Origin of the sequence: Geodermatophilus telluris, from assembly GCF_900102745.1 — a bacterium.
Classification (GTDB): Bacteria; Actinomycetota; Actinomycetes; order Mycobacteriales; family Geodermatophilaceae; genus Geodermatophilus; species Geodermatophilus telluris.
Genome location: NZ_FMZF01000001.1, coordinates 792946 through 819474, shown reverse-complemented (window position 1 = coordinate 819474; position 26529 = coordinate 792946). Strand labels below are relative to the sequence as shown.

The 26529-nt window shown below is 75.2% G+C and carries 25 protein-coding genes; 17 read left to right on the top strand and 8 right to left on the bottom strand.

Annotated elements, in window-relative coordinates:
- Positions 1–214 precede the first annotated feature (214 nt).
- The 3 genes from BLQ97_RS03995 to BLQ97_RS03985 all read left to right on the top strand — a co-directional run bounded on the left by BLQ97_RS03995 (position 215) and on the right by BLQ97_RS03985 (position 3300).
- Positions 215–988, top strand: a complete 774-nt coding sequence (locus tag BLQ97_RS03995; RefSeq protein WP_091363342.1) for an IclR family transcriptional regulator — start codon at positions 215–217, stop codon at positions 986–988.
- Between the two features lie 81 nt (positions 989–1069).
- Positions 1070–1549 (top strand): MarR family winged helix-turn-helix transcriptional regulator, encoded by a 480-nt coding sequence (locus tag BLQ97_RS03990; protein ID WP_091363340.1) that lies wholly within the window; start codon positions 1070–1072, stop codon positions 1547–1549.
- A gap of 83 nt (positions 1550–1632) precedes the next feature.
- Entirely contained in the window at positions 1633–3300 is a 1668-nt protein-coding gene (locus tag BLQ97_RS03985) for an MFS transporter (RefSeq protein WP_245691781.1), read from the top strand.
- Between the two features lie 117 nt (positions 3301–3417).
- On the opposite strand, the gene BLQ97_RS03980 is transcribed toward BLQ97_RS03985, so the two are convergent.
- Together BLQ97_RS03980 and BLQ97_RS03975 are read right to left on the bottom strand one after the other, a co-directional pair.
- The gene (locus BLQ97_RS03980; RefSeq protein ID WP_091363338.1) at positions 3418–3858 is read right to left on the bottom strand and encodes an OsmC family peroxiredoxin; all 441 of its coding nucleotides are present in this window, start codon (positions 3856–3858) and stop codon (positions 3418–3420) included.
- A 91-nt stretch (positions 3859–3949) separates the two neighbouring features.
- Positions 3950–4423 carry a MarR family winged helix-turn-helix transcriptional regulator gene (locus tag BLQ97_RS03975; RefSeq protein WP_091363335.1) on the bottom strand — a complete coding sequence of 158 codons (474 nt, stop codon included), beginning with the start codon at positions 4421–4423 and terminating at the stop codon, positions 3950–3952.
- A gap of 205 nt (positions 4424–4628) precedes the next feature.
- Here BLQ97_RS03975 and clpB point away from each other — a divergent pair, with 205 nt between their 5' ends.
- The 9 genes from clpB to BLQ97_RS23220 all read left to right on the top strand — a co-directional run bounded on the left by clpB (position 4629) and on the right by BLQ97_RS23220 (position 14472).
- Entirely contained in the window at positions 4629–7214 is a 2586-nt protein-coding gene (gene clpB / locus BLQ97_RS03970; protein ID WP_091363333.1) for an ATP-dependent chaperone ClpB, read from the top strand.
- 154 nt (positions 7215–7368) lie between these two features.
- Positions 7369–7980 (top strand): hypothetical protein, encoded by a 612-nt coding sequence (locus tag BLQ97_RS03965; protein ID WP_091363331.1) that lies wholly within the window; start codon positions 7369–7371, stop codon positions 7978–7980.
- Between the two features lie 65 nt (positions 7981–8045).
- On the top strand, positions 8046–9743 hold the full coding sequence (locus BLQ97_RS03960; RefSeq protein WP_217637023.1) for a molybdopterin-dependent oxidoreductase: 1698 nt from the start codon (positions 8046–8048) through the stop codon (positions 9741–9743).
- A gap of 112 nt (positions 9744–9855) precedes the next feature.
- Positions 9856–10527 carry a fasciclin domain-containing protein gene (locus BLQ97_RS03955; RefSeq protein ID WP_091363329.1) on the top strand — a complete coding sequence of 224 codons (672 nt, stop codon included), beginning with the start codon at positions 9856–9858 and terminating at the stop codon, positions 10525–10527.
- Between the two features lie 128 nt (positions 10528–10655).
- A complete protein-coding gene (pyrE, locus tag BLQ97_RS03950; RefSeq protein WP_091363327.1) occupies positions 10656–11201 on the top strand; it encodes an orotate phosphoribosyltransferase in 546 nt (181 codons plus the stop codon).
- A gap of 120 nt (positions 11202–11321) precedes the next feature.
- Positions 11322–12719 carry an FAD-binding oxidoreductase gene (locus tag BLQ97_RS03945; RefSeq protein ID WP_281181361.1) on the top strand — a complete coding sequence of 466 codons (1398 nt, stop codon included), beginning with the start codon at positions 11322–11324 and terminating at the stop codon, positions 12717–12719.
- A gap of 73 nt (positions 12720–12792) precedes the next feature.
- Entirely contained in the window at positions 12793–13827 is a 1035-nt protein-coding gene (gene fbaA / locus BLQ97_RS03940; RefSeq protein ID WP_091363323.1) for a class II fructose-bisphosphate aldolase, read from the top strand.
- Between the two features lie 5 nt (positions 13828–13832).
- Positions 13833–14237 (top strand): DUF3151 domain-containing protein, encoded by a 405-nt coding sequence (locus BLQ97_RS03935; protein WP_091363321.1) that lies wholly within the window; start codon positions 13833–13835, stop codon positions 14235–14237.
- A 91-nt stretch (positions 14238–14328) separates the two neighbouring features.
- Positions 14329–14472, top strand: a complete 144-nt coding sequence (locus tag BLQ97_RS23220; RefSeq protein WP_175471576.1) for a GPGG-motif small membrane protein — start codon at positions 14329–14331, stop codon at positions 14470–14472.
- Between the two features lie 12 nt (positions 14473–14484).
- Here the strand turns inward: BLQ97_RS23220 and BLQ97_RS03930 are convergent, their stop codons facing one another.
- The 3 genes from BLQ97_RS03930 to BLQ97_RS03920 form a co-directional block, all read right to left on the bottom strand.
- Positions 14485–15288, bottom strand: coding sequence for an ATP-binding cassette domain-containing protein (locus tag BLQ97_RS03930; RefSeq protein ID WP_091363320.1), 804 nt, complete (start codon positions 15286–15288; stop codon positions 14485–14487).
- Entirely contained in the window at positions 15285–16328 is a 1044-nt protein-coding gene (locus tag BLQ97_RS03925; RefSeq protein ID WP_245691779.1) for an ABC transporter permease, read from the bottom strand. The genes BLQ97_RS03930 and BLQ97_RS03925 overlap by 4 nt, the downstream gene beginning before the upstream one ends.
- Positions 16329–16421: 93 nt before the next feature.
- Positions 16422–17036, bottom strand: a complete 615-nt coding sequence (locus BLQ97_RS03920) for a hypothetical protein (protein ID WP_091363922.1) — start codon at positions 17034–17036, stop codon at positions 16422–16424.
- A 67-nt stretch (positions 17037–17103) separates the two neighbouring features.
- On the opposite strand from BLQ97_RS03920, the gene BLQ97_RS03915 reads away from it, so the two are divergent.
- Positions 17104–18390: an adenylosuccinate synthase gene (locus tag BLQ97_RS03915; protein WP_091363920.1), complete on the top strand. Its 1287-nt coding sequence runs from the start codon at positions 17104–17106 to the stop codon at positions 18388–18390.
- Positions 18391–18521: 131 nt separating this feature from the next.
- Here BLQ97_RS03915 and BLQ97_RS03910 read toward each other — a convergent pair whose 3' ends face one another.
- On the bottom strand, positions 18522–19565 hold the full coding sequence (locus BLQ97_RS03910; protein ID WP_091363318.1) for a glycerophosphodiester phosphodiesterase family protein: 1044 nt from the start codon (positions 19563–19565) through the stop codon (positions 18522–18524).
- Between the two features lie 105 nt (positions 19566–19670).
- Between BLQ97_RS03910 and rsgA the strand changes: the two genes are divergently transcribed.
- Entirely contained in the window at positions 19671–20702 is a 1032-nt protein-coding gene (rsgA, locus tag BLQ97_RS03905) for a ribosome small subunit-dependent GTPase A (protein ID WP_091363315.1), read from the top strand.
- 15 nt (positions 20703–20717) lie between these two features.
- Here the strand turns inward: rsgA and BLQ97_RS03900 are convergent, their stop codons facing one another.
- A complete protein-coding gene (locus BLQ97_RS03900; protein ID WP_139173436.1) occupies positions 20718–21338 on the bottom strand; it encodes a hypothetical protein in 621 nt (206 codons plus the stop codon).
- A gap of 111 nt (positions 21339–21449) precedes the next feature.
- On the opposite strand from BLQ97_RS03900, the gene purD reads away from it, so the two are divergent.
- Positions 21450–22727, top strand: a complete 1278-nt coding sequence (purD, locus tag BLQ97_RS03895; protein WP_091363312.1) for a phosphoribosylamine--glycine ligase — start codon at positions 21450–21452, stop codon at positions 22725–22727.
- A gap of 109 nt (positions 22728–22836) precedes the next feature.
- Here purD and BLQ97_RS03890 read toward each other — a convergent pair whose 3' ends face one another.
- Positions 22837–24246 carry an AI-2E family transporter gene (locus tag BLQ97_RS03890; RefSeq protein ID WP_091363310.1) on the bottom strand — a complete coding sequence of 470 codons (1410 nt, stop codon included), beginning with the start codon at positions 24244–24246 and terminating at the stop codon, positions 22837–22839.
- 104 nt (positions 24247–24350) lie between these two features.
- On the opposite strand from BLQ97_RS03890, the gene purB reads away from it, so the two are divergent.
- Both purB and BLQ97_RS03880 read left to right on the top strand, forming a co-directional pair.
- Positions 24351–25658, top strand: a complete 1308-nt coding sequence (purB, locus tag BLQ97_RS03885) for an adenylosuccinate lyase (RefSeq protein WP_091363309.1) — start codon at positions 24351–24353, stop codon at positions 25656–25658.
- The gene (locus tag BLQ97_RS03880; RefSeq protein WP_091363307.1) at positions 25658–26512 is read left to right on the top strand and encodes a phosphoribosylaminoimidazolesuccinocarboxamide synthase; all 855 of its coding nucleotides are present in this window, start codon (positions 25658–25660) and stop codon (positions 26510–26512) included. The genes purB and BLQ97_RS03880 overlap by 1 nt, the downstream gene beginning before the upstream one ends.
- The last annotated feature ends 17 nt before the right edge of the window (positions 26513–26529 follow it).

Sequence of the window (26529 nt, the reverse complement as noted above, 5' to 3'; positions counted from 1 at the left end):
GGGTGTACCCGCTTCCGCCGGTCACGGCATCCGCTCGCGGCCGGCAGGGGCGGGACGTCGGAGCACTCGCCGGGACCGCCTCGGGAGCGCCCCGTCACGGGTTCCGCGATGTGGAAGTACGGGTCTACATTCCGGAAAACGTCGGCCGGACGGTAGTGCGCCGGATCACGCGGGGTCAAGCCGGGGCCCGACCCGGGCGGGCGGAGGTGGAGCGGTGGCCGGAGGGGCGGCGGACGGGGTCCAGTCGCTCGAGCGGGCGTTCGTGCTGCTCGAGCTGATGGCCGACGCGGGTGGCGAGGTGGCGATCAGCCGGCTGGCGGAGGAGAGCGGCCTGCCGGTGTCCACCATCCACCGGCTGGTGCGCACGCTGGTCGGGCGCGGCTACGTGCGGCAGCTGCCGTCGCGCCGCTACGTGCTGGGCCCGCGGCTGATCCACCTGGGGGAGTGCTCCTCGCGCACGCTGGCCACCTGGGCCCAGCCGCACCTGACGCGGCTGGTCGACGCCATCGGCGAGACGGCCAACCTGGCGATGCTCGACGGCGACCGCGTCGTCTACGCCGCGCAGGTCCCGTCCCGGCACTCGATGCGGATGTTCACCGAGGTCGGGCGGCGGGTGCACCTGCACTGCACCGGCGTGGGCAAGGTGCTGCTCGCCCAGCTGCCGCCCGAGCAGGCCCGCCGGCTGCTCGCCAGCGCCGGGATGCCGGTGCGCACCGAGCGCACCGTCACCGATCCCGACCTGCTGCTCGGAGAGCTCCCGGGGATCGCCGAGCAGGGCTACGCGGTCGACGACGGCGAGCAGGAGGCCGGGGTCCGCTGCGTCGCCGTCCCGGTGCCCGGCGGGTGGGCGGCCGGCGCGATCTCGGTGTCCGGGCCGGCCGGCCGGCTGGGCATGGACGCCGTGTCGCGGGTGGTGCCGCTGCTGCAGTCGGCCGCCGCCGCGCTGGCCGCCGAGCTCCGGGAGGGCGGCCGGCGGGAGGCCGGCTGACACGCCGGGCCAGAGAAGTTGCCGACCGCAACCAAGTAGACGTATGGTTGCGGTCTACAAGCACTTCTCCCCGAGGACGTCATGCCCCTCACCCCCACCACCCGCGACCGGCTGGTCGCCGGCGTCACGCACCTGCTGCGCACCGGCCGGCACGTCTCCTCCCGCGCCGCCGAGTCCGTCTACGGCGGCCTGCCCTCCTTCGGCTGGACCCTGCTGGTCCCGCTCGAGCGGGACGGCGAGCAGCGCTGCAGCGCCCTGGCCGGGCACGCCGGCGTCGACGTCTCGGTCGTCAGCCGGCAGGTCGCCGCGCTCGAGCGGGACGGCTACGTCGAGCGCCGGCCCGACCCGCACGACGGCCGGGCCAGCCTGATCGGGCTGTCCCCGGCCGGTGCCGCGGCGCTCGCGCGCACCCGCGAGCTGCGTTCGGCGTGGGCCACCGCCGCCCTCGCCGACTGGGACGAGGACGACGCGCGCCTGCTCAGCGAGCTGGTCGAGCGCCTGGCCGCCGACCTCGACCGCGCCGCCACGCCGCCCCGCCAGCCCGTCGGGGCCGCCTCGTGAGCGGCGCCCGTCCCCCCGCCTCCCCACCCGCGCCACCGACGTCGCGGCCGTACCCGACCCACCGCGACCCGTCCAGGAGCACCGTGACCACCACCCGCGAACCCGAGACCGCCGCCCCCGGCCCCGTCCCGGCCGGCACCGCGCCGGCCGGGACCGCCCCCGTTCCCGAGGCGCCGGTCGAGCAGCAGGGCCGGATGAGCCACCGCCAGATCCTCGAGGCGCTCTCGGGGATGTTGCTGGCGATGTTCGTGGCGTTCCTGTCCTCGACCGTCGTCTCCAACGCCCTGCCCACGATCATCACCGACCTGCGCGGCAGCCAGAGCCAGTACACCTGGGTGGTCACCGCCACCCTGCTCGCCTCCACGGCGTCCACCCCGATCTGGGGCAAGCTCGCCGACCTCTTCAGCAAGAAGCTGCTCATCCAGCTGTCCATCGTGGTCTTCATCGTCGGCTCGATGCTGGCCGGCCTGTCGCAGTCGGTCGGCACGTTGATCGGCTGGCGCGTGCTGCAGGGCCTGGGCCTCGGTGGCCTCCAGGCGCTGGTGCAGATCGCGATGGCCGCGATGATCAGCCCCCGCGAGCGCGGCCGGTACTCCGGTCTGCTCGGCGGCGTCATGGCGGTGGCCACGGTCGGCGGCCCGCTGCTCGGCGGCCTGCTCGTCGACACCAGCTGGCTGGGCTGGCGCTGGTGCTTCTACGTCGGCGTGCCCTTCGCCGTCGTGGCGCTGGTCCTGCTGCAGCGCACCCTGCACCTGCCCGTGACGAGGCGCCGGGTGCGCATCGACTACCTCGGTGCGGCCTTCCTGACCGCCGGCGTCTCCGCGCTGCTCATCTGGGTCACCCTGGCCGGCGACCAGTTCGCCTGGGCCTCGCTGGAGACCGCGCTGTTCCTGACCGGTGGCGCGCTGGCGATCGTCGCCTTCGTCGTCACCGAGCTGCGCGCGGCCGAGCCGATCGTCCCGCTGCGCCTGTTCCGCGACCGGACGACGACGCTGGCCATCGTCGCCAGCGTCGCCATCGGTGTGGCGATGTTCGGCTCGACCGTCTTCCTCGGCCAGTACCTGCAGATCTCCCGCGGCTACTCGCCGACGGCCGCCGGTCTGCTCACCATCCCGATGGTGGGCGGGCTGCTCGTCTCCTCGACCGCCTCGGGCATCCTGATCACCCGGTACGGCCGGTGGAAGGGCTACCTGGTGGCCGGTTCACTGCTCGTCGTCGCCGGGTTCGGCCTGCTCGCGACGATCGACCACGAGACCGACATGGTGCTGCTCGGCGTCTTCCTCTTCGTCCTGGGCGTCGGCATCGGCATGACCATGCAGAACCTCGTGCTGGCCGTGCAGAACACCGTCGCGGCCGCCGACCTCGGCGCGGCCAGCTCCGCGGTGGCCTTCTTCCGCAGCCTGGGCGGCACGATCGGCGTCTCGGTGCTCGGCGCCGTGCTCAGTGCCCGGGTCGGCGACCTGATCGCCGCCGGCCTGCCGCCGGAGGCCGCCGCCGCCGGCGGGTCGGGTGAGGTCGGGCTGGCCAGCCTCGCGGACGCCCCGCCGGCCATCCAGGAGCTCATCCGCGTCTCCTACGGCGACGCGACGGGGCGGATCTTCCTGGTCTCCGCGGTGATCGCCGTGGTCGCAGTCGCGGCCATCCTGCTCATCCGCGAGGTCGCCCTGCGCACCGAGAGCGGCGAGGAGCGGCTGCAGCGCGAGTCCGAGCCCGCCCTCGCCGACGACGACCGGGTCGGCACGGCCCGCTGAGGAAGGACCCCCTCGCCCCCCACCGCTCGCGAGTTCGCAGCGGGCCCCTGCGAGGGGGCCGGGAAAGCACGACGGCCCGCTCCCCGACAGGGGGGCGGGCCGTCGTCGTGCCGGGGGTCAGGACTCGAGAGCGGCGTCCAGGGAGATGTCGACGCCGGTCAGGGCCTTGCTGACCGGGCAGCCGGCCTTGGCCTCCTGCGCGGCCTTCTCGAAGCCCGCGGCGTCGAGGCCCTCGACCTCGCCGCGCACCCTCAGCTGGATGCCGGTGAGCCGGAAGCCGCCCGCCGGGTCCGGGCCGAGGGAGACGTCGGCCGTGACCTCGAGGGACTGCGGGGTGCCGCCGGCCTGCGCGATGTTGGCCGACAGCTGCATGGCGTAGCAGGCCGAGTGGGCCGCGGCGACGAGCTCCTCGGGGCTGGTGGTGCCCCCGGCCTCGTCGGCGGCGCGCTTGGGGAAGCTGACCTCGTAGGTGCCGACCTTGCTGCTGCTCAGCTCGACCTGGCCCGACCCCTGCTCGAGGGTGCCGTTCCAGGCGGTGCGTGCGGTACGGGTGGGCATGCGGGTGCCTTCCGCTCGGGGTGCCGACGTCGTCTCGCCGGCCGGACCCCGCCGCCCTACCCCGGTGGGTTGGGCGCAACCCACCGACGGGTCAGGAGCCGCGCGGCGCCTCGTTCACCCGCTGGGTGAGCACGTTCAGGGTCTGCTTGAGGTCGGCGAAGTCGTCGACGTCCAGCCGCAGCGCGCAGATCATGTCCTGGCTGATGGCGAAGGCCCGGTCCCGCAGGGCGCGGCCCTCGTCGGTCAGCGCGATGGACACCGAGCGCTCGTCCTCCACCCGGCGGTGGCGGGTGACCAGGCCCGCGGAGGTGAGCCGCTTGAGGAGGGGGGAGAGGGTCCCGCTGTCGAGCGCGAGCCGCTGGCCGAGCTGGCCGACGGTCTGCTGGTCCTCCTCCCACAGCAGCATCATCACGAGGTACTGCGGATAGGTCAGGCCCAGCTCCTCGAGCATCGGCCGGTAGCGCGCGGTCATCGCGCGCGAGGCCGCGTACAGGGCGAAGCAGAGCTGGTCGTCGAGGGCCACGCTCGGCGAGGGGAGGCGGGGCTCCTCGGACGTCTGGGTCATGGCGACGAGTGTAGGAGTCAGCAAGTCGCGTGGCATGCAGTTGTGTGGCGCGTCAACCCCTCGGGGGCAAGGTCGCGTTGCCCCCGGAGGACGGCAGACTTGAGCGGAACAGACTCAAGTCCTGGGTCGTTGCAGGTCACGACACCCGACCAGTCCGGGGCCACCCCTGGCCACCCGCCCGACGAGAGGACCGTCCACACCGACCATGGAGAGCAAGCTCACCACCCGTTCCCAGGAGGCATTCGCCGCCGCCCAGCGGCTCGCCGTCGACCGGGGGCAGGCCGCCCTCGAGCCGCTGCACCTGCTGGTGGCCCTGCTGCAGCAGACCGACGGGATCGCCGGCCCGCTGCTGACCGCGACCGGGGCCGACCCGGCCGACGTCCGCGCCAAGGCCGAGGCGGCACTGCGCCGGATGCCCAGCGTCTCGGGCGCCACCGTCGCCGCGCCGTCGCCGTCGCGCGAGCTGCTCCGCGTGGTCAACGCCGCAGGTGAGCAGGCGAGCGCGCTCGGCGACGAGTACGTCTCCACCGAGCACCTGCTGGTCGGCCTGGCCGGCTCGGAGGGCGAGGCCGGCGCGGTGCTCACCAGCGCCGGCGCCACCCGCGACGCCCTGCTGGCGGCGTTCCGCACCGTCCGCGGTAACCGCAGGGTGACCACCGCCGACCCGGAGAGCACCTTCCAGGCGCTGGAGAAGTTCGCCGTCGACCTCACCGAGCGCGCCCGCGAGGGGAAGATCGACCCGGTCATCGGCCGCGACACCGAGATCCGCCGCGTCGTGCAGGTGCTCTCCCGCCGCACCAAGAACAACCCGGTGCTCATCGGCGAGCCCGGCGTCGGCAAGACGGCGATCGTCGAGGGCCTGGCCCAGCGGATCGTGGCCGGCGACGTCCCGGAGAGCCTCAAGGGCAAGCGACTCATGGCGCTGGACCTCAGCGCGATGGTGGCCGGCGCCAAGTACCGCGGTGAGTTCGAGGAGCGGCTCAAGGCCGTCCTGCAGGAGATCACCGAGGCCGAGGGGCAGGTCGTCACCTTCATCGACGAGCTGCACACCATCGTCGGCGCCGGCGCCACCGGTGACTCCGCGATGGACGCCGGCAACATGATCAAGCCGATGCTGGCCCGGGGCGAGCTGCGCATGGTCGGCGCCACGACGCTCGACGAGTACCGCGAGCACATCGAGAAGGACCCGGCGCTCGAGCGCCGCTTCCAGCAGGTGTTCGTCGGCGAGCCCTCCGTCGAGGACACGATCGGCATCCTGCGCGGCCTCAAGGAGCGCTACGAGGTGCACCACGGCGTGCGGATCACCGACGCCGCGATCGTCGCCGCCGCCACCCTGTCCGACCGGTACGTCACCGCCCGCTTCCTCCCCGACAAGGCCATCGACCTGGTCGACGAGGCCGCCAGCCGGCTGCGGATGGAGATCGACAGCCGCCCGGTGGAGGTCGACGAGGTGGAGCGCGCCGTGCGCCGCATGGAGATCGAGGAGATGGCGCTCGCCAAGGAGGACGACCCCTCCTCGATCGACCGGCTGGCCGCGCTGCGCGCCGACCTCGCCGACCGGCGGCAGGAGCTCGACGAGCTGACCGCCCGCTGGCAGCAGGACAAGTCCGCCATCGAGCGCATCCAGCGGATCAAGGAGGAGCTCGAGGCGGTCCGCACCGAGGCCGAGCGGGCAGAGCGTGACGGCGCCCTCGCCCGGGCCGCGGAGCTGCGCTACGGCCGGCTGCCGGAGCTGCAGCGCTCGCTGGCCGCGGCCGAGGAGTCGGTGCAGACCGGCGAGTCGATGCTCAAGGAGGAGGTCGGCCCCGACGACATCGCCGAGGTCGTGCAGGCCTGGACCGGCATCCCCGCCGGCCGGCTGCTCGAGGGCGAGACGGCGAAGCTGCTGCGGATGGAGGACGAGCTCGGCCGGCGGGTCGTCGGCCAGCCCGACGCCGTCCGCGCGGTTTCCGACGCCGTCCGCCGGGCGCGGTCGGGCATCGCCGATCCCGACCGGCCGACCGGCTCGTTCCTCTTCCTCGGCCCCACCGGCGTCGGCAAGACCGAGCTGGCCAAGGCGCTGGCGGAGTTCCTCTTCGACGACGAGCGGGCGATGGTCCGCGTCGACATGAGCGAGTACTCCGAGAAGCACTCGGTGGCCCGCCTCGTCGGTGCGCCGCCCGGTTACGTCGGCTACGAGGCCGGTGGCCAGCTCACCGAGGCGGTCCGGCGGCGGCCCTACACCGTCGTGCTGCTCGACGAGGTGGAGAAGGCCCACCCCGACGTCTTCGACGTGCTGCTGCAGGTGCTCGACGACGGCCGGCTCACCGACGGCCAGGGGCGGACGGTGGACTTCCGCAACACCATCCTGATCCTCACGTCGAACCTCGGCTCGCAGGTGATCGCCGACCAGTCGCTGCCCGAGGAGGCGCGGCGCGCGGCGGTGATGGACGTCGTCCGGTCGCACTTCAAGCCGGAGTTCCTCAACCGGCTCGACGACGTCGTGGTGTTCCGCGCGCTGGGCAGCGAGGAGCTGGCCGGGATCGTCGACATCCAGGTCGGCGTGCTCGCCCGCCGGCTGGCCGCCCGCCGGCTGGTCCTGCAGGTCACCGACGCCGCCCGCGAGTGGCTGGCGATCAACGGGTTCGACCCGGTCTACGGCGCCCGCCCGCTGCGCCGGCTGGTGCAGTCGGCGATCGGCGACCCGCTGGCCCGCGCGCTGCTGGCCGGCGAGATCCGGGACGGCGACGAGGTCGTCGTCGACGCGCCCGCGGACCTCGCCGAGGAGGGCCTGACCGTCCGCCGCGGCTGAGGGAGGACCTCTCTCGAGGGCCCGCCGTCCCGACCGGGGCGGCGGGCCCTCGCGCGTCCGCACCGATCCGGTGTCGATCGGCCGCCGGTCCTGGCCCGGACCTGCGCCGTCGGTGACGATCGGGCGGACACCGAGGGATGACAGGGAGCAGGCGATGACGTCAGGAGAGGGCGGCCAGGACCCCCGGCACGGCGGGCCGCCGCAGGGACGGCCCGGCTGGCAGCCGCCGCCGCAGCAGGGGTACGGCTACGCCCCCGCCCCCTCGGCGCCCGGTCCGCAGCTCCCGCCCGAGGCGCCCGAGCGGCCGACCACCGTCCGGGTGGGGATCGGGGCCTTCCTCGCCGCCTTCATCCTCGGCCTCGTCGCCTCCGTGGTGCAGCTCTCCGACGTCGACGGGCTGGTCGCGCAGGCGTCGGCCGCCGTCGACGACCCGTCGGTCACCGAGGACGTCGTCCGCGCCGGGATCGTCCTCGGGGCGGTGATCGGCCTGCTGCTGACCGCGCTGCAGGCGCTGTTCATCTGGCTGGCCTGGAAGGGCCGCAACTGGGCGCGGCTGGTCCTGCTGGTGCTCGGCGGGCTGAGCGTGCTGCTCGGCCTGAGCGCCCGGTCCGGCACCGGCGGGGGCATCGCGGGCTCGGGCTTCCTCGACTCGCTGTCGGTGTTCTCGCTGCTCATCACGCTGGTCGGCGTCGTCGCGCTCGCGCTGAGGCCCTCCAGCGACTGGTACCGGGCGATGACCGCGTGCCGGCAGGCCGGGCTGCGCTGACGGCTCGTTACCGAACCGTGACCGCGTAGCTGAACCCACCGGGCGGTCGACGGCGAAGACAGTGCGTGACCACCACCGAGCACGCCGCAGCGCCGGCCACCGGACCGGGCGGGGCCCAGCGCCCCGCCCGCCGGGGCCCGCGCCGGCTGCTCGCGGCGCTCGCCGGCCTGCTGGCCGCGGCGGTGGCGCTCGGGGTCGCCGAGCTCGTGGCCGGTCTCGTGGGCCCGTCCTCCTCGCCCGTCGTGGCGGTGGGCGACGCGGTCATCACGCTGGTCCCCGAGCCGGTCAAGCAGTTCGCCGTCACGACGTTCGGCGAGGACGACAAGGTCGCCCTCGTCGTCGGCACCCTGGTCGTCGTCGCGCTGTACGCGGGAGTCCTCGGCCTGGTCTCGCTGCGCTCGCGCCGGCTCGGCGTGGCCGGCACCGCGGTGTTCGGGCTGCTGGGCGCGCTGGCCGCCGTCACCCGCCCCGCCGGCGGCCCGCTCGGCGCGCTGCCCTCGCTGGCCGGCGCGGCCGTGGGCGCCGTGGCGCTGCTCGCGCTGGTCCGGCCGCTGACCCTGCCGGTCCCGGCACGCCGCGCCACCTCACCGGCCGGTTCCCCGACCGACGCCTCCCGGCGGCACGCCGACGAGGTCCTGCTCGACCGGCTGCGCGGCACCCTCGCCATGGCCGACCGCAAGGGCACCGGCATGGACCGCCGCCGCTTCTTCGTCACCGGCGGCGTCGCCCTGGGCGCGGCCGCGGTCACCGGCGGCGCCGGCCGGCTGCTGCAGCGGCGCTTCGACGTCAGCACCGCCCGGGGCGACCTCGCCCTGCCGGCGCCGTCGTCCCCCGCCCCGGCGCTGCCCCCCGGCGCCGACCTCGCCGAGCAGGTCCCCGGCCTGACGCCGCTGTTCACCGCCAACCGCGACTTCTACCGCGTCGACACCGCGATCACCGTGCCGCAGATCCGGCCGTCGGAGTACTCGCTGACCCTGCGCGGGATGTTCGACGCGCCGCGCACCTACACGCTGGCCGACCTGTTCGACCGCGACGACGTGATCGAGCGCGACATCACGCTCACCTGCGTCTCCAACGAGGTCGGCGGCACCCTGGCCAGCACGGCCCGCTGGACCGGCGTCCCGCTCGGCGCGCTCCTCCGGGAGAACGGCATCCGGTCCGCCTCCGACCAGCTGGTCTGCCGCTCGCAGGACGGCATGACGATCGGCGCCTCCACCCGCGCGGCCCTCGAGGTCGAGGACGCGATGCTCGCCTTCGGCCAGAACGGCGAGCCGCTCCCGGTCGAGCACGGCTTCCCGGTGCGGATGCTCATCCCCGGCCTCTACGGCTACGTCTCGGCGTGCAAGTGGCTGACCGAGATCGAGGCGTCCACCTACGACGCCTTCGACGTCTACTGGACGCAGCGCGACTGGGCCCGCCAGGCGCCGGTCAAGCTCTTCTCCCGCATCGACACCCCAGCCCCGCTGCGCCGCTTCCCGGCCGGCCGGACGGCGATCGCCGGGGTGGCCTGGGCGCAGACCCGCGGCATCGCACGGGTCGAGGTGCGCATCGACGAGGGCGAGTGGCAGGAGGCGCAGCTGTCCCCGCAGGTCGACGCCGACCTGTGGCGCCAGTGGGTGCTGCCCCACGACTTCGCCCCCGGCTCCCACCAGCTCACCGTCCGCGCCACCGCGGCCGACGGCGAGGTGCAGACCGGGGAACGCGCCGCCCCCTTCCCCGACGGGGCCAGCGGCCTGCAGTCCATCCGGGTGATCGCCACGTAGCGGTCCCCGCACCCCACGGACCCGTCTCGGCCGCCGGCCGCAGACGCCTCTCCCGTCCCCTCCGACGGGCCGGGAGGGACCCCACGGACGACGACGAACGAAGGAGCACCTCGTGACGAACACCCTGACCCGCGGCATCCTGCTGGCCTCCGCCTCAACCCTCGCGGTGACGCTGACCGCCTGCGGCTCCTCCGACAGCGGCTCCACCGACAGCTCGGCCTCCGACAGCAGCTCGTCGGCGGCGGAGAGCCCGGACGCGATGGAGAGCAGCAGCCCCATGGCCGAGCCGGCCGGCGACGAGCCCTTCGGTGCCGGCTGCGCCGAGGTCCCCGCCGACGGCGAGGGGTCGTTCACCGGGATGACCGACGACCCGGTGGCGACCGCCGCGAGCAACAACCCGGTGCTGTCCACCCTGGTGCAGGCCGTCACGGCCGCCAACCTGGTCGACACCCTCAACAGCGCCCAGGACGTCACCGTCATCGCCCCGGCCAACCCGGCCTTCGAGGCCCTCCCGGCCGACCAGCTGCAGGCCGTGCTCGCCGACAACGCCCAGCTGACCGCGATCCTCACGCACCACGTCATCCAGGGCCGCCTGACCCCCGAGGAGCTGGCGGGCACCCACACCACGCTCAACGGCGACGAGGTCACCATCGAGGGCTCGGGCGAGGCGTTCACCGTCGCCCAGACCGTCACCGGCACCCCGGCCTCGGTCATCTGCGGCAACGTGCAGACGGCGAACGCCACCGTCTACATCGTCGACCAGGTCCTCGCCCCGACCGCCTGAGGGAGGACCTCCCTGCCCCCCGCCACTCGCAGGCTCGTGGCGGGGGCCTGCAGGGAGGCCACCCTCGGGCCCGCCGGTCCGGCTCCCACGGGGGGAGCCGGACCGGCGGCGTGCGTAGGGTCCGCGCCATGCAGAAGGGCCCCGACCGCGACCGCCTGCTCGAGCTGATCGTCGACCTCGCCGTCGTGCACGGGCGGGTCACCCTGTCCTCCGGTCAGGACGCCGACTGGTACATCGACATGCGGCGGCTGACGCTGCACCACGAGGGCGCGCCGCTGGTGGGCCGCGTGATGCGCCAGCTCACCGGCGACCTGCGCTACGACGTCGTCGGCGGGCTCACCCTCGGCGCCGACCCGGTGGCCGCCGCCATGCTGCACGCCGCCGCGGCCGGCGAGGGCTTCCTGGACGCCTGCGTGGTCCGCAAGACGGGCAAGGCGCACGGCCTCCAGCGCCGCATCGAGGGCCCCGACGTCACCGGGCGGGCGGTGCTCGTCGTCGACGACGTCTCCACCACCGGCAGCAGCCCGCTCGCCGCCGTCGAGGCGCTGCAGGAGGCCGGGGCCGAGGTCCTCGGGGTGGCCGTCATCGTCGACCGCGGCGGGCGGGCCGCCGTCGAGGCCGCCGGGCTGGAGTACCGCGCCGCGTTCACCCTCGCCGACCTCGGCCTGGGGTGAGGCGGCCGCGCGATGATCAGGTGACCTGATCGTGCAGTGTCCTACCCGACGTCCCACGGTCAGGTAGGACGCTCGATGATCAGGTCACCTGATCATCGAGCACCCCCGTACCGTGGGGCGGTGACCGCGCTCACCACCGCCTGGGTCGAGGAACTGACCGCCGCGCTCGGGCCGGACGCCGTCCGCACCGACCCCGACGTCACCGTCGCCTACGCCCGCGACCAGGCCCTCACGGCCGAGGCCGGCACCCCCGCCGCGGTGGTCTTCCCCCGCAGCACCGACGACGTCGTCGCGGTGATGGAGCTGGCCTCCCGGCACGGCATCCCGGTGGTCCCGCGCGGTGCGGGCTCGGGCCTGGTGGGCGCGGCCAACGCCGTCGACGGCGGGATCACCGTGGTGCTGACCCGCATGGACGCCGTCCTGGAGGTGTCGGCGGCCGACCGGCTGGCCGTCGTCCAGCCCGGCGTGGTGAACAAGGCGCTGCGCGACGCGGTCGCCGCCGCGGGGCTGTTCTACCCGCCGGACCCGGCCAGTTACGACTGGTGCACCCTCGGCGGCAACCTGGCCATGAACTCCGGCGGGCTGTGCTGCGTGAAGTACGGCGTCACCACCGACTACGTGCTCGGCCTCGAGGTCGTGCTGGCCGACGGGCGGGTGCTGCGCACCGGGCGGCGCACCGTCAAGGGCGTCGCCGGCTACGACCTCACCCGGCTGTTCGTCGGCTCCGAGGGCACCCTCGGCGTCATCACCGAGGCGACGCTGGCGCTGCGCCCGGCACCGGCCACCGACCCGGTCACCCTGGTGGCCACCTTCGCCACCAGCGCGCAGACCGGCCAGGTCGTCGAGTCGGTGGTCACCAGCGGCGTGGTGCCCAGCATGCTCGAGGTCATGGACCGCACCTGCATCCGCGCGGTCGACGACATGCTGCGGGCCGACCTCGACCGCGACGCCCAGGCGCTGCTGGTGGCCCGGTCCGACGCCGGGGGAGCGGCCGCGCTCGCGGAGATCGCCGAGCTGACCCGGCTGTGCGAGGCCGCCGGCGCCGACCTCGTGCACTCCACCGCCGACCCCGCCGAGGGCGACCTGCTGCTCGCCGCCCGCCGGGCCGCGCTGCCGGCGCTCGAGCGGCTGGGCAGCGTGCTGCTCGACGACGTCGCCGTGCCCCGCTCCCGGGTGGCCACCTTCATCGACGGCTGCGACGCGATCTCCTCGCAGTACGGCCTGGTCGTCGGCGTCATGGGGCACGCCGGCGACGGCAACATGCACCCGACGATCGTGTTCGACGCGACCGACGCCGACCAGCGCGCGCGGGCGCTGGAGGCCTTCGACGCCATCCTCGAGCTCGGCCTCTCGCTCGGCGGCACGATCACCGGCGAGCACGGCGTCGGCACGCTCAAGGCCGACTGGCTGGAGCGCGAGATCGGCCCGGTGTCGGTCGACGTGCACCGCTCGATCAAGGACGCGCTCGACCCCGCCGGCATCCTCAACCCCGGCAAGGTGGTCCGCCGCCGGGGCTGACGCCCGCTGTCGGCGCGGCCCCCGCAGGTGGGATGCTGACCGCGACGAGCGCCGATCGACGAGGAGAGCCCGCATGCCCATCGCGACCCCCGAGGTCTACGCCGACATGATCAGCCGGGCCAAGGAGGGCGGCTTCGCCTACCCGGCGATCAACTGCACCTCCTCGGAGACGGTCAACGCGGCGCTGCGCGGCTTCGCCGACGCCGGCAGCGACGGCATCATCCAGTTCTCCACCGGAGGCGCGGAGTTCGGCTCGGGCACCCGGGTGAAGGACATGGTCACCGGCGCCGTCGCGCTGGCCGAGTTCGCGCACGTCGTCGCCGAGAAGTACCCGGTCAACGTCGCGCTGCACACCGACCACTGCCCCAAGGACAAGCTCGACGCCTACGTCCGCCCGCTGATCGCGCTATCGAAGGACCGCGTCGACGCCGGCCAGGCGCCGCTGTTCCAGTCGCACATGTGGGACGGCTCGGCCATCGACCTCGACGAGAACCTGCAGATCGCCGAGGAGCTCATCGAGAAGTGCGCCGCGGCCAAGATCGTGCTGGAGCTGGAGATCGGCGTCGTCGGCGGCGAGGAGGACGGCGTCAGCCACGACATCAACGACAAGCTCTACACCGCCCCCGGCGACTTCGTGGCCACCGCCAAGACCCTCGGCCTGGGCGAGAAGGGCATCTACCTGCTCGCCGCCACCTTCGGCAACGTGCACGGCGTCTACAAGCCCGGCAACGTCAAACTGCGCCCGGAGGTCCTCAAGCAGGGTCAGGAGGTCGTCACCTCCGAGCTGGGCCTGGCCGAGGGCAGCAAGCCCTTCAACTTCGTGTTCCACGGCGGCTCGGGCTCGGCGCAGTCGGAGATCCGCGAGGCGCTGTCCTACGGCGTGGTGAAGATGAACGTCGACACCGACACCCAGTACGCCTTCACCCGGCCGATCGCCGGGCACATGTTCAGCAACTACGACGGCGTGCTCAAGGTCGACGGCGAGGTCGGCAACAAGAAGACCTACGACCCGCGCACCTACATGAAGCTCGCCGAGACCAACATGGCCGCGCGGGTGGTCGAGGCCTGCGAGGACCTGCTGTCGGCCGGCCAGTCGCAGGGCGCCTGACGGCGATGACGCACTCCCACAACCTGCTCGGCGAGCCGCCGGCCACGCTGCTGCCCGGCGACCCCGACGCGGAGGCGGCGCTCGCCGCGGGCGCCGACCCCGCCGCGGTCGCCGCCGGGCACCCGCGCGCCAGCGCGGCATGGGCGGCGCTGGCCGAGGGCGCGCTCGACGGCGGCCGGACCATCGAGGCCTACGCCTACGCCCGCACCGGCTACCACCGCGGCCTGGACGCGCTGCGCAGGAACGGCTGGAAGGGCTACGGCCCGGTGCCGTGGTCGCACGAGCCGAACCGGGGCTTCCTTCGCTGCGTCACCGTCCTGGCCCGCGCGGCCGAGGCGATCGGCGAGGTCGACGAGCAGCAGCGGTGCACGCAGCTCCTGCACGACTGCGATCCGTCACTGGCTCCCTGAACCGGGTGGCTGGACGCGCGCGACGGCCCGAACGGGTCCACACTTCCCCTGCTCGGCACCAAGATCAGGTGCCCGTCACAGGAGGTGCCACGTGGCCACCCTGCTCTGGATCCTCGCCGTCGTCCTCGTCGTCGCCGGCGTCCTCGCGATCGTCCGCAGGCAGCTGCTCTGGGGGATCGTGCTGATCATCGTCGGCCTGCTCGTCGGCCCGGGCGGGGTCAGCATCTTCACCTGACGCGCCGGCCGCTCACCGCTCGCCGAGCTCGGGGTGCAGCTCGCGCAGGCGGGCGGTGAGCGCGGTCAGCTCCTCGCCGCCGGCCATGAGCCGGGTCAGGTCGTCGGAGTCGACGTCGGCACGGGTCAGGTCGCCGGCGACCTGACCCCGCGCGAGCAGCAGGTAGCGGTCGCCCACGAGGTGGGCGTAGCGCGGGTTGTGCGTCACCAGGACGACGGCCAGGCCCTCGGCCCGCGCCCGCAGCACCGCCTGCCCCACGATCGTCTGCTGGGCGATCGTCATCGGCGCGGTCGGCTCGTCGAGCACCAGCGCGCGGGCGCCGAAGTGCAGCGCCCGGGCGATCGCCAGGCTCTGCCGCTCGCCCGGGCGCAGCGAGTTGGTCGGCTGGTCGGGGTCGACGCCGGTGACGCCGACCCGCTCCAGCGCCCGCACGGCGGTCTCGCGCGCCGCGTCGACGTCGAGCCGGCGCAGCGGCCACCTGCCCCGCGTGGGCTCCGCGCCCAGCACGAGGTTGCGCCACACCGACAGCAGCGGGACGACGGCGAGGTCCTGCCACACCGTGGCGATCCCGGCGGCCCGCGCGGCCCGGGGGCTGCCGAAGCGCACCGGCGCCCCGTCGAGCAGCAGCTCGCCCTCGTCGTGCGGCGTCAGCCCGGACAGCACCGACACCAACGTCGACTTGCCTGAGCCGTTCTCCCCGAGCACGCAGGTGATCCGGCCGCCGTCGAGCGTGACGCCGACCCGGTGCAGCGCGGCCACGCTGCCGAAGCGGACGGTCAGGCCGCGCAGCTCCAGCACCGGCGGGACGGCGCTCACGAGCGTGGTGCGGCGCGCAGCCGCCCCCGCACCCCGCCGCCGACCACCAGCGCCACGAGCAGCAGGACGCCGAGCAGCGCCTGCGACCACCGCGGGTCCCAGCCCGACAGCTCGACACCGCGGCGCGCCACGGCGTAGAGCAGCGCACCCGTCGCGGCGCCGGCCATCGACCCGTGACCCCCGGTGATCAGGCAGCCGCCGATGACGGCGACCACCACGAAGTCGATCGCGGTCGCCAGCGCCGGGGTGGCGGCCACGCTGGCCACCGGCACGAGGGTCAGCGTGCCGATCAGCCAGGCCGCGGCCGCCGTGAGCGCGTAGAGGGTCAGCGTCGTGCGCGCCACCGGCACACCCAGCTCGCGGGCCGCCCGGCGGGCGCCGCCCATCGCCAGCACCTGGTTGCCGAAGCGGGTGCGCCACAGCAGCCAGCCGGCGCCGGCGGTCAGCGCGGCCCACCACAGCAGCGCGACGGGGAACACCCCGCCGCCGACCTCGGCCGTCGACCCGAACAGGGCCGCCGCCGCCCCCCAGCCCGGCGCCTCGTCCAGGCCGCTGACCCGCGGCGCCCCGGCCAGCAGCGGCATCCCGGCCAGCGTGACGCCCTGCAGCACCAGCGCCGTCGCGAGGGTGACCAGGAAGCTCGGCAGCCCGGTGCGCACGACCAGCCAGCCGTTGAGCAGCCCCACGCCCAGCGCCGCCGCCAGCGAGACGCCCAGGGCCGACCAGGTGCCCCACTCGCCCGGACCGGCGAGCACCCCGGTCAGGACCGCGGTGGAGACCGCCAGCGTGCCGATGGACAGGTCGAAGTGGCCGCCGGCCAGCAGCAGCCCGACCGCCACGCCGCCGATGCCCAGCAGCGCCGCCGCGTCGAGCACCCCGGCCAGGCCGTCGGCGCTGAGCAGGCCGGGCACGCGCACCCCGAAGAGCACGACGACCACCACCAGGCCCAGCACCGGGACGATGCCGGGCCGGGTCATCAGCCGGTCGAGCAGCCGCCGGCGCGGGGGTGCCCCGCGGGCGGACAGGCGGCCGGCGGTCACCGGCACGGCACCCCGGACGGGAACGGGCGCAGGGGGACCTCCTCGGCTCGGTGCCCCCAGTGTCCACGACCCGGGGGAACGGCGGGTTGCCCCTCAGGGCGCCAGGCGCCAGCGGACGCGGTCGTCGGCGTACCAGGTCCAGCGGGTCACCGGCCGGGCGTAGGGGACGCCGTCCCGCGTGACCTGGGCCGGGTCGCTGGCCAGCTGCAGCGCGCGGCCGGTGCTGCGCCGCGGCGGGCGGAGCAGCACGGTGGTGACCGCCACGCGGAGCGAGTCGACCGCCCGCCAGTCGGGCCGGACGTCGATGCGGGCGACCTCGCCGTCGGCCACCCGCGCGTCGTCGTGGTGCGCCTGCACCCCCAGCCGCGCGGCCAGGGCCAGCCGGCCCCGCTCGGCGGCCTCGTAGCGGCCGTGCTGCAGCAGCACCCCGCCGTGGTCGTCGCGCACCAGCGACAGCTCCCGCTCGCCGCCGGTGCCGACGCCCAGGTCGCGCGCGAGGCCGCGCGAGGACGGGTCGTCGGCCGGCTCCCAGGAGACGGGCACCTCGGCGGTCCGGCCGGCGCCGTGCAGCGCCGCCAGCACGGCGGCCAGGGCGGGCACGGGGCCGCGGACGAGCAGCGACCCGGCTCCGGCGGCCCCCGCGACGGCGGCCCGCTCGGGCGCCTGCCCGGGCTCGAGACCGCGCAGGTCGAACTCGACGAGGGACATGCCGATACCCTGCCACTCGACCGGCCGGGCCACGTCCGGCGTCGACGACGAAGGGGTGCGCCACCCGATGCCGGCAGTCGTGCTGATCGGTGCCCAGTGGGGCGACGAGGGCAAGGGCAAGGCCACCGACCTCCTCGGTGGCCGGGTCCCCTTCGTCGTCCGCTACCAGGGCGGCAACAACGCGGGGCACACCGTGATCACCCCCGACGGTGAGCGCTACGCGCTGCACCTCATCCCGTCGGGCATCCTCACGCCCGGGTGCACGCCGGTGATCGGCAACGGGGTGGTCGTCGACCCGCAGGTGCTCATCGGGGAGCTGGCGGGGCTCGAGGAGCGCGGCGTGGACACCTCGCGGCTGGTCATCTCGGCCGACGCGCACCTGATCATGCCGCACCACCGGGCGCTCGACCGGGTCACCGAGCGGTTCCTCGGCAAGCGCAAGATCGGCACCACCGGCCGGGGCATCGGCCCGGCCTACGGCGACAAGGTGGCGCGCACCGGCATCCGGGTGGCCGACCTGCTCGACCTGTCGATCCTGCGGCAGAAGCTCGAGGGCACGCTGGTCGAGAAGAACCAGGTCCTGGTCAAGGTCTACAACCGCCGGGCCATCGACGTCGACGAGGTCGTCGAGGAGTACGCCGGCTACGCCGAGCAGCTCAAGGGCCGCATCGCCGACACCCGGCTGATGCTGGCGAACGCGCTCGACGCCGGCGACTGGGTGCTGCTGGAGGGCTCGCAGGGCACGCTGCTCGACGTCGACCACGGCACCTATCCGTTCGTGACGTCGTCGAACCCGACCGCGGGCGGCGCCGCCACCGGCAGCGGCATCGGCCCCACCCGCATCTCCCGGGTGGTCGGGATCCTCAAGGCCTACACGACCCGCGTGGGCTCGGGCCCCTTCCCGACCGAGCTGTTCGACGCCAGCGGCGAGTACCTGCGCAAGCAGGGCGGCGAGGTCGGCGTGACCACCGGCCGCGACCGGCGCTGCGGCTGGTTCGACGCCGTCGTGGCCCGCTACGCCAGCCGGGTCAACGGGATCACCGACTACTTCCTCACCAAGCTCGACGTGCTCTCCGGCCTGGAGACGGTGCCGATCTGCGTCGCCTACGACGTCGACGGCGTCCGGCACGACGAGATGCCGATGACGCAGACCGGCTTCCACCACGCCCGGCCGGTGTACGAGGAGATGCCGGGCTGGTTCGAGGACATCCGGCACTGCCGGACCTTCGACGAGCTGCCCGCGAACGCGCAGGCCTACGTCCGGCGGGTCGAGGAGCTCTCCGGCGCGCGGGTCAGCGTGATCGGCGTCGGGCCCGGCCGCGACGAGAACGTCGTCGTCCACGACTTGATCTGAGGTCCTCCGGACCTCACCGCGGCCAGGTGCCGTGCCCGACCTGCGCGGAGCCCCACCCGGCACTCGATCGCGGGAGCCTCCGGCCCCCACTCCTCGCGCCGCCTCGCAGGGCGGCGCCCGTCGGGTGGGGGTCAGACGGCGACCGGGCGGACCGGCTGCGTCGGCTCGAGCTCGGCGCGGGCGGCGACCGCCACGTCGGGGTTGTCGGTGATGACGCCGTCGACGCCGAGCGCGAGCAGAAGACGCGCCTCGCCGTGCAGGTCGCCGATGCCGGCCGGGTCGTCCCCGACCCGCAGGTGGCGGGGCAGGAAGGCGTTCTCCGCGGCGAGCGACCACGGCACCACGAGCAGCCCCGCGGAGTGCGCGCGGTCGACCAGGTCGGAGACGCCGGTCAGCTCGTCGTCGGCGTCGCGCAGCAGGATGCGGTCGCGGCTGGGCGCGATGCCCTGGGCGTAGGTGGACACCGCGCGCAGCCCGGCGTTGGTGAGCAGCGAGTCGTCGGGGGCGCAGACGTCCACCAGCTGGAGCATCGTCGGGCCGTCGTCGCCGAGGTCGGCCCGCAGCCGGCGCAGCGCCGCGACGTCGAAGGACTGCACGACCACGGTGCCGTCGGGCCGCGCGGTGTCCAGCCTCCGCAGCTCATCGGCGACCAGCTCGGTCATCGGCTGGCCGCGCTCGGCCGACCAGCTGGGCTTCTTCAGCTCGGCCAGCACGCGCACCTGCCGCTGCGGGGTGGACCGGCGGCGCGCCAGCTCGACGACCTCCTCCAGGGTGAGGACCCCGTACTGCCCGTCGTAGGCGGTGTTGGTGGGTCGCAGCCCGGGGAAGCGCTCGACGGCGCGCAGCGTGCGCAGCTCGGCGAGGGTGAAGTCCTCGGCGAACCAGCCGGTGCGCTTCTTGCGGCCGACCCGGCGGGTGGTGCGCCGGTCGGCGAACTCGGGCCGGGAGGCGACGTCGGTGGTGCGCGACAGCTCGTTCTCGTGCCGCGCGACGAGCGCGCCGTCCCGCGAGACGACGATGTCGGGCTCGATGAGGTCGGCGCCCATGTCGATGGCCAGCTCGTAGCTGGCGATCGTGTGCTCGGGGCGGTACGCGCAGGCACCGCGGTGCCCGACGACGACCGCGCGGGGGAGACGGGCCGCTGCGTGAGTCGCGAGCGACTCGGTCGCGTGCATGCCACCCAGAACACCCGACCGAGGTGTCGGGATGGCGAACGGCGGCTGGCGAGTCGCCGAGAAATGGGGAGACGGCGCGCTGACCTGCGGGCCACCATCCGGGACGTGACGCATCTCTCCTCCATCGGCTGGTCGGCCGACCTGCTGGACCACCTGCCGCCCGGCACCGAGCCCGCCCGCGTGGCCCGGGTCGACCGCGGCCGGCTCACCGTGCTGGCCGACGACGGCGAGCGGCGGGTGCACCCGGCGGCCGCGCTGCACGACCCCGACGGCGTGACCGCACCGGCGGTCGGCGACTGGGTGGCGCTGCGCGGCGAGCTCGCCGTCGCGCTGCTGCCGCGGCGCTCGGCGTTCACCCGCACCGTCGCCGGGCGGACGTCGGCCGCGCAGGTGGTCGCCGCGAACCTCGACCTGGTGCTGGTGGTCGACGCGCTGGCCGGCCCGACCCGCGCCCGCCGGGTGGAGCGCTACCTGGCGGTGGCGTGGGGGAGCGGGGCGACCCCGGTCGTGGTGCTCACCAAGGCCGACCTGTGCGACGACGTCGCGGCGGCCGTCGCGGAGGTGGCCGAGGAGGCGATCGGCGTGCAGGTGCTCGCGGTCAGCGCGCACACGGGGGAGGGGGTGGACGCGGTGCGGGCGCTGCTCGGTCCCGGGCGCACCGCGGCGATGGTCGGGCCCTCCGGCGTCGGGAAGTCGTCGCTGGCCAACGCGCTGGCCGGCCGCGAGGTGGCCCCCACCCGCGAGGTGCGCGCGGCCGACGGCCGCGGCCGGCACACCACCACGGCGCGCGCGCTCCACGTGCTGCCCGGCGGCGGGCTGCTGGTGGACACGCCCGGCATGCGCGAGCTCGGCCTCTACGACGACGAGGGCGTCGACACCGCCTACGCCGACGTCGCCGAGCTCGCCGCGCAGTGCCGGTTCCGCGACTGCGCGCACCGCACCGAGCCCGGCTGCGCGGTCGCGGCCGCGATCGACGACGGCCGGCTCGACCCGGCGCGGCTGCTGGGCTGGCGCAAGCTGCAGGCCGAGGCGCACCGGCAGCTGCTGCGCGCCGACGCCCGCGCCCGGGCCACCGAGCACGCCCGGGTGAAGGCGCTGCACCGGGCGATGCGGGCGCAGCCGAACCGGGTGCGCTGAGGCGCCCGGTCCGGGTCAGGGGACGCGGACGAAGTCCTGCCCGTCCCAGTGCCAGCGCACGGTGAGGGGCAGCGACGGGCCGCTGGCGTGGGAGTCCCCCGGCGCGTAGGCGCGCATCGCGGCGACGACGTCGCCGTCCCGGACCGACAGCCCGGCCGGGTCGTAGAGCGGCGGCAGGGGCGTCCCCTCGCGCAGGGTGCGCGGGCTGGGCAGCAGGCCGAGCCGGTCACCGGACGCGGTGAACACCTGCACCTCCTCGACGATGCCGTTGGACGGCTGCGGCGAGCACTGCAGCAGCACCACCGTGTCCGGTTCGCCGTCCCCGTCGACGTCGCCCCGGGCGTCGGCCTCCCACCGGACCTCGTAGTGGTCGTAGAACGGGGGCCGGCTCCCGTCCGCCGGCACCTGCGCGGCCCCGTCGGTGAGCGTCACCGGGATGCCGTCCGGGACGATCCCGTCGCACGTCACGCGGTAGGTCGCCGCCCGCCAGTCGGGCGCCGCGGACGGGGGACCGGCGGTGCCGCTCCCACCGCTCGCGGCGGCGCAGCCGGCCAGCAGGCACACCGCCGCGCCCGCGGCCAGGAGTCCGCTCGGTGTCGACGGCCGGGATCCCGGCACCGTCCACGACAGGGACATCGGCCCATCCCCCTCGGCCGGTCGTGCGGAGGGCGTCCGCCCGCGTCCGAGCGTGCCACCCGGAGGGGCGTTCGGTGGCGTCCGGCGGCGCGGCGTCTAGGGTCGCGGTCCGTGCGCGTGCTCGTCGTCGGCTCCGGTGCCCGGGAGCACGCCCTGTGCGTGGCTCTGTCCTCCGACCCCGCGGTGACCGCGCTGGCCTGCGCGCCGGGCAACGCGGGCACGGCGCGGATCGCCGAGGCCGCGCCGCTCGAGGTCGCCGACCCGGTCGCGGTGGCCGCGCTGGCCACCGGCTGGGGCGCCGACCTGGTCGTCGTCGGCCCGGAGGTGCCGCTGGTGGCCGGGGCCGCTGACGCCGTCCGCGAGGCCGGGGTCGCCTGCTTCGGCCCGTCGGCGCAGGCCGCGCAGATCGAGGGCAGCAAGTCCTTCGCCAAGCACGTCATGGCCGCGGCCGGCGTGCCGACCGCCCGCTCCTGGCCGGTCGGCGGGGCGGCCGAGCTGGAGACCGCGCTGGACGAGGCGCGGCAGCTGGGCGGTGCGGCCCCGTACGTGGTCAAGGACGACGGGCTGGCCGCCGGCAAGGGCGTCGTCGTCACTCCCGACCGGGACGCCGCCGTCGCCCACGGGCGGGCGGTGCTCGACGCCGGCGGGGCGGTGCTCGTCGAGGAGTTCCTGGACGGGCCCGAGGTGTCGCTGTTCGCCGTCACCGACGGGACGACGGTGCTGCCGCTGCTGCCCGCGCAGGACCACAAGCGCCGCGACGACGGCGACGCCGGGCCCAACACCGGCGGGATGGGCGCCTACGCGCCGCTGCCGTGGGCGCCGGACGGGCTGGTCGCGGAGGTGCTGGCCACCGTGCTGCAGCCGACGGTGGACGAGATGCGCCGCCGCGGCGAGCCGTTCGCCGGCCTGCTCTACGCCGGGCTGGCGCTGACCTCGCGCGGCGTGCGGGTGGTGGAGTTCAACGCCCGCTTCGGCGACCCCGAGACCCAGGTGGTGCTGCCGCTGCTGGAGACCCCGCTGGCCGGGCTGCTGCACGCCGCGGCCACCGGCACGCTCGCCGACCACCCGCCGCTGCGCTGGCGCCCGGGTGCGGCGGTGACCGTCGTCGTGGCGGCGTCCGGCTACCCCGAGCGGCCGCGCACCGGCGACCCGGTGACCGGCGCCGACGGCGAGGGCGTGCTGCACGCGGGGACCGCGGTGGACGCCGAGGGCACGGTCCGCTCGGCCGGCGGGCGGGTGCTCGCGGTGACCGCGACCGGGAGCGACCTCGCCGCCGCGCGGCAGGCCGCCTACGAGCGGGTGGCCGCCGTCCGGCTGGCCGGCGCGCACTGGCGCAGCGACATCGCGCTGGCCGCCGTCGAGGGCCGGATCGCCGTCCCGGAGGTGTAGGCGCACCCCGTCCCGGCGCGTCCTCCCGCACCGCAGCGCCGGGAGGACCCTCCTGCCCCCACCGCTCGCAGGCTCGCGGCGGGCCCCTGCAGGAGGGCCGCCGCGCGCCTCAGCTGCGGACGCCGACCGCGGGGCGGGCCTGCTCGGGACGCGGCTCCGGCGGCCGCGGACCCTCGTGCCGGCGCGAGAGGTAGGTGCCGGCCACGTTGGCGCAGGCGACCACCGGCACCGCGATCAGCGCGCCGAAGATGCCGGCCACCAGCAGCCCGGCGGCGATGGCGAGGACGACGGCCAGCGGGTGCACGTGCACCGCCTTGCCCAGCAGCAGCGGCTGCAGGACGTGCCCCTCCAGCTGCATGACCAGCACCACGACGGCCAGCGCGATCAGCGCCTTGATCGGGCCGACCGCCACCAGGGCGACCAGCACGGCGACCGACCCGGCCAGGAACGACCCGATGATCGGGATGAACGCGCCGAGGAAGACCAGGGCGGCCAGCGGGACCACCAGCGGGACGCCGAGCACCGCCAGCCCGATGCCGATGCCGACCGCGTCGACCAGCGCGACGGCGACGGTGGCCCGGACGTAGGAGATCAGCGTCCGCCACGACCGGCGGGCGGCCTCGTCGACGTAGGCGCGGGCGTCGCGGGGGAACAGGCCCACCAGCCACAGCCAGATGGACCGGCCGTCCTTGAGGAAGAAGAACAGCGTGAACAGCGTCAGGGCCACGCCGGTGAACACCTCGCCGACCGTGGCGGCCGTGGTGAGGGCCCCCGACGCGAGGTCCTCCTGATTGCCGGCGACGAAGTCCTGGAAGGCGGTGAGCGCCTCGTCGATCTGCCGCTGGGTGACCGGGAAGGTCTCGACGACGAAGTCGCGGATCTGGTCGAGGCCCTGCGTGACCTGGTCGGCGAGGTCGCTGAACCCGGCACTGACCTGCGCGACGACCAGCGTGATGATCCCGGCGACCACACCCAGCCCCACGAGCAGCATGACCAGGGCGGCCAGCGACCGCAGCCAGCCGTGCCGGATGAGCGCGGCCGCCCCCGGCTGCAGCAGCGCGGCCAGCAGCAGCGCCACCAGCACCGGGACGATGACGACGGCGACGTAGGCCGCCACGTACAGCAGCACGTACAGCCCCACGAGGACGGCGATCAGCCGCCAGGACCACGCCGCCGCGGTGTGCAGGCCGCCCGGGACGGTGGCCTCGCCGTGCGGCACGTCGCGGCCGGGCCCCAGCAGCCGGCGCCCCCGCTCGGCCGGACGGTGCGGGCGGCCGCCCTCGGGCGGCCCGCTGACGCCGCCGGGCCCGAGCGGGCCGTCGAGGTCGGGGGCGTCGGGCGCGGGGCTGCCGAGCGGCGGGCTGTCGTCGGGGTCGTCGTCCGGCGGCGGGGCCTCGTCGTCGTGCACGAGGATCGCCCGGTCGTCGTCGCGCTCGGGCCAGGCGTGCGGGTCGTGCTCGGCCGCGGTGCGGATGCGTTCGCGCGCCCGGGCGACCAGGTGGTTGGCCCGTCGCAGCATCGTGGTCCTCCGCGGGGTGGGTGGGGCCCGTTCTCGATCACGCTAGCCCTGCGGGAGGATGTCCCCGTGCTGGGACGAGCTGACCGGGAGCGGGCGGTACCCGCGTGATCGAGCGCTACACGCTCCCCGAGATGGGCCGGGTCTGGAGCGACGAGCACAAGTACGAGCTGTGGTGCCGCGTGGAGACGCTGGTGCTGGAGGCGCACGCGGCCGCCGGGCGGGTCCCGGCCGACGTCGTGGAGCCGGTGCGCAGCGCCCCGCCGCCGACCGCCGCGCGCGTGGCCGAGATCGAGGAGACGACGCAGCACGACGTCATCGCCTTCCTCACCGCCTGGGCGGACAACACCAAGCCCCGGTCGGCCGCGGCGTACGTGCACCACGGCATGACCTCGTCGGACCTGCTCGACACCGCGCTCGCCGTGCAGCTCACCGAGGCCACCGACGTGCTGCTGGCCAAGGCCGACCGGCTGGTGACGGCGCTGCGCGACCACGGCCTGGCCCACCGCGACACGATCAAGGTCGGCCGCACCCACGGCGTGCACGCCGAGCCCGACGTGTGGGGCCACCGGGTCGCCGACCTGGCGTTCGCGGCGGCCCGCTCCCGGGACCGGCTGCGGGCGGCCCGCGAGCGCGTCGGCGTCGTCGCCATCTCCGGCGCCGTCGGCACGTACTCGCTCATCGACCCGTCGGTGGAGGTCGCCGTCGCCCGGGCGCTGGACCTGCGGCCGGCCGACGCCTCCACCCAGGTGGTCATCCGCGACTCGATCAGCGAGTGGGTGGCGGCGCTGGCGGTCATCGCGACGGTGTGCGAAGCGGTCGCGCTCGAGGTGCGGCACGGGCAGCGCACCGAGGTGCGGGAGCTCTCGGAGGCCTTCGGCTCGGGCCAGAAGGGCTCCAGCGCGATGCCGCACAAGAAGAACCCGATCCGCTCCGAGCGGATCGCCGGGCTGGCGCGGGTGGTGCGCGCCGCCGTCGTCCCGGTGATGGAGGGCATCCCGCTGTGGCACGAGCGCGACATCTCGCACTCGTCCACGGAGCGGGTCTTCCTGCCCGACGCCGCGGTCACCACCGACTACCTGCTGCACCTGACCACGGGGCTGGTGGAGAACCTCGTCGTCGACGCCGAGCGGATGCGCGCCAACCTCGACTCCACCGGCGGGCTGATCTACACCTCCGCCGTCCTGCTGGAGCTGGTCGAGGACGGGCTCTCCCGCGAGGACGCCTACGCGCTGGTGCAGACGGCGGCGATGGAGACCTGGAACAGCGGCACGCCCTTCCGCGAGACCCTCCGGGCGCGCGCGGCGGCCTCGGGCGTGACGCTCGACGAGGCGCGGCTGGACGGCATCTGCCGGCCCGAGGGCTACGTGCGGCAGCTCGGCCCGCTGTTCGACCGGCTCGCGGCGCTGACCTGATGGACCTCCCGCTCGTCGCCCGCGGCAAGGTGCGGGAGGTCTACGACGCCGGCGACGACCGGCTGCTGCTGGTGGCCTCGGACCGCATCTCGGCCTACGACCACGTGCTGCCCACGCCGATCCCGGACAAGGGGCGGGTGCTCACCCAGCTGTCGGTGTGGTGGTTCGAGCAGCTCGCGCCGGTGCTGTCGGCGTTCGGTGCCACCCACCACCTGCTGTCGGCCACCGACGTGCCGGCCGACGTCGCCGGCCGGGCGGTGCTGGTGCGGCGGCTGGACATGCTGCCGGTGGAGTGCGTGGCCCGGGGCTACCTGTCGGGCTCGGGCACCACGGAGTACGAGCGCACCGGCGCGATCCTCGACGTCGTCCTGCCGCCGGGCCTGGTCGAGGGCTCGCGGCTGCCCGAGCCGGTGTTCACGCCGTCGACCAAGGCGGCGGTCGGCGAGCACGACGAGGCGATCGGCTTCGCGCGCGTGGTCTCCCTCGTCGGCGCCGCCCGCGCCGAGGAGCTGCGCGAGCTGACGCTGGCGCTGTACCGGCGCGGGGCGGAGGTCGCCGCCGGCGCGGGGATCGTGCTGGCCGACACCAAGTTCGAGTTCGGACTCTCCGGAGGTGCCCTCGTGCTCGGCGACGAGGTGCTCACCCCCGACTCGTCGCGGTTCTGGCCGGCGTCGTCGTGGTCGCCGGGCGCGGCGCAGCCGTCGTTCGACAAGCAGTACGTCCGCGACTGGCTCACCTCCTCGGGCTGGGACCGCGTCTCCCCGCCGCCGGAGCTCCCGGACGACGTCGTCGCGGCCACGCGCGAGCGCTACGTGGCCGCCTACGAGCGGCTGACGGGCACCACCTTCCGCTGACGCCGCACCGTGGCCGT

Bases quoted from the DNA above. Each gene is read 5' to 3' on its own strand.
- BLQ97_RS03990 (WP_091363340.1), top strand. From the start codon at position 1,070: ATGCCCCTCACCCCCACCACCCGCGACCGGCTGGTCGCCGGCGTCACG.
- BLQ97_RS03980 (WP_091363338.1), bottom strand. From the start codon at position 3,858: ATGCCCACCCGTACCGCACGCACCGCCTGGAACGGCACCCTCGAGCAG.
- BLQ97_RS03975 (WP_091363335.1), bottom strand. From the start codon at position 4,423: ATGACCCAGACGTCCGAGGAGCCCCGCCTCCCCTCGCCGAGCGTGGCC.
- clpB (WP_091363333.1), top strand. From the start codon at position 4,629: ATGGAGAGCAAGCTCACCACCCGTTCCCAGGAGGCATTCGCCGCCGCC.
- BLQ97_RS03965 (WP_091363331.1), top strand. From the start codon at position 7,369: ATGACGTCAGGAGAGGGCGGCCAGGACCCCCGGCACGGCGGGCCGCCG.
- pyrE (WP_091363327.1), top strand. From the start codon at position 10,656: ATGCAGAAGGGCCCCGACCGCGACCGCCTGCTCGAGCTGATCGTCGAC.
- fbaA (WP_091363323.1), top strand. From the start codon at position 12,793: ATGCCCATCGCGACCCCCGAGGTCTACGCCGACATGATCAGCCGGGCC.
- BLQ97_RS03935 (WP_091363321.1), top strand. From the start codon at position 13,833: ATGACGCACTCCCACAACCTGCTCGGCGAGCCGCCGGCCACGCTGCTG.
- BLQ97_RS03920 (WP_091363922.1), bottom strand. From the start codon at position 17,036: ATGTCCCTCGTCGAGTTCGACCTGCGCGGTCTCGAGCCCGGGCAGGCG.
- BLQ97_RS03915 (WP_091363920.1), top strand. From the start codon at position 17,104: ATGCCGGCAGTCGTGCTGATCGGTGCCCAGTGGGGCGACGAGGGCAAG.
- BLQ97_RS03910 (WP_091363318.1), bottom strand. From the start codon at position 19,565: ATGCACGCGACCGAGTCGCTCGCGACTCACGCAGCGGCCCGTCTCCCC.
- BLQ97_RS03900 (WP_139173436.1), bottom strand. From the start codon at position 21,338: ATGTCCCTGTCGTGGACGGTGCCGGGATCCCGGCCGTCGACACCGAGC.
- BLQ97_RS03890 (WP_091363310.1), bottom strand. From the start codon at position 24,246: ATGCTGCGACGGGCCAACCACCTGGTCGCCCGGGCGCGCGAACGCATC.
- BLQ97_RS03880 (WP_091363307.1), top strand. From the start codon at position 25,658: ATGGACCTCCCGCTCGTCGCCCGCGGCAAGGTGCGGGAGGTCTACGAC.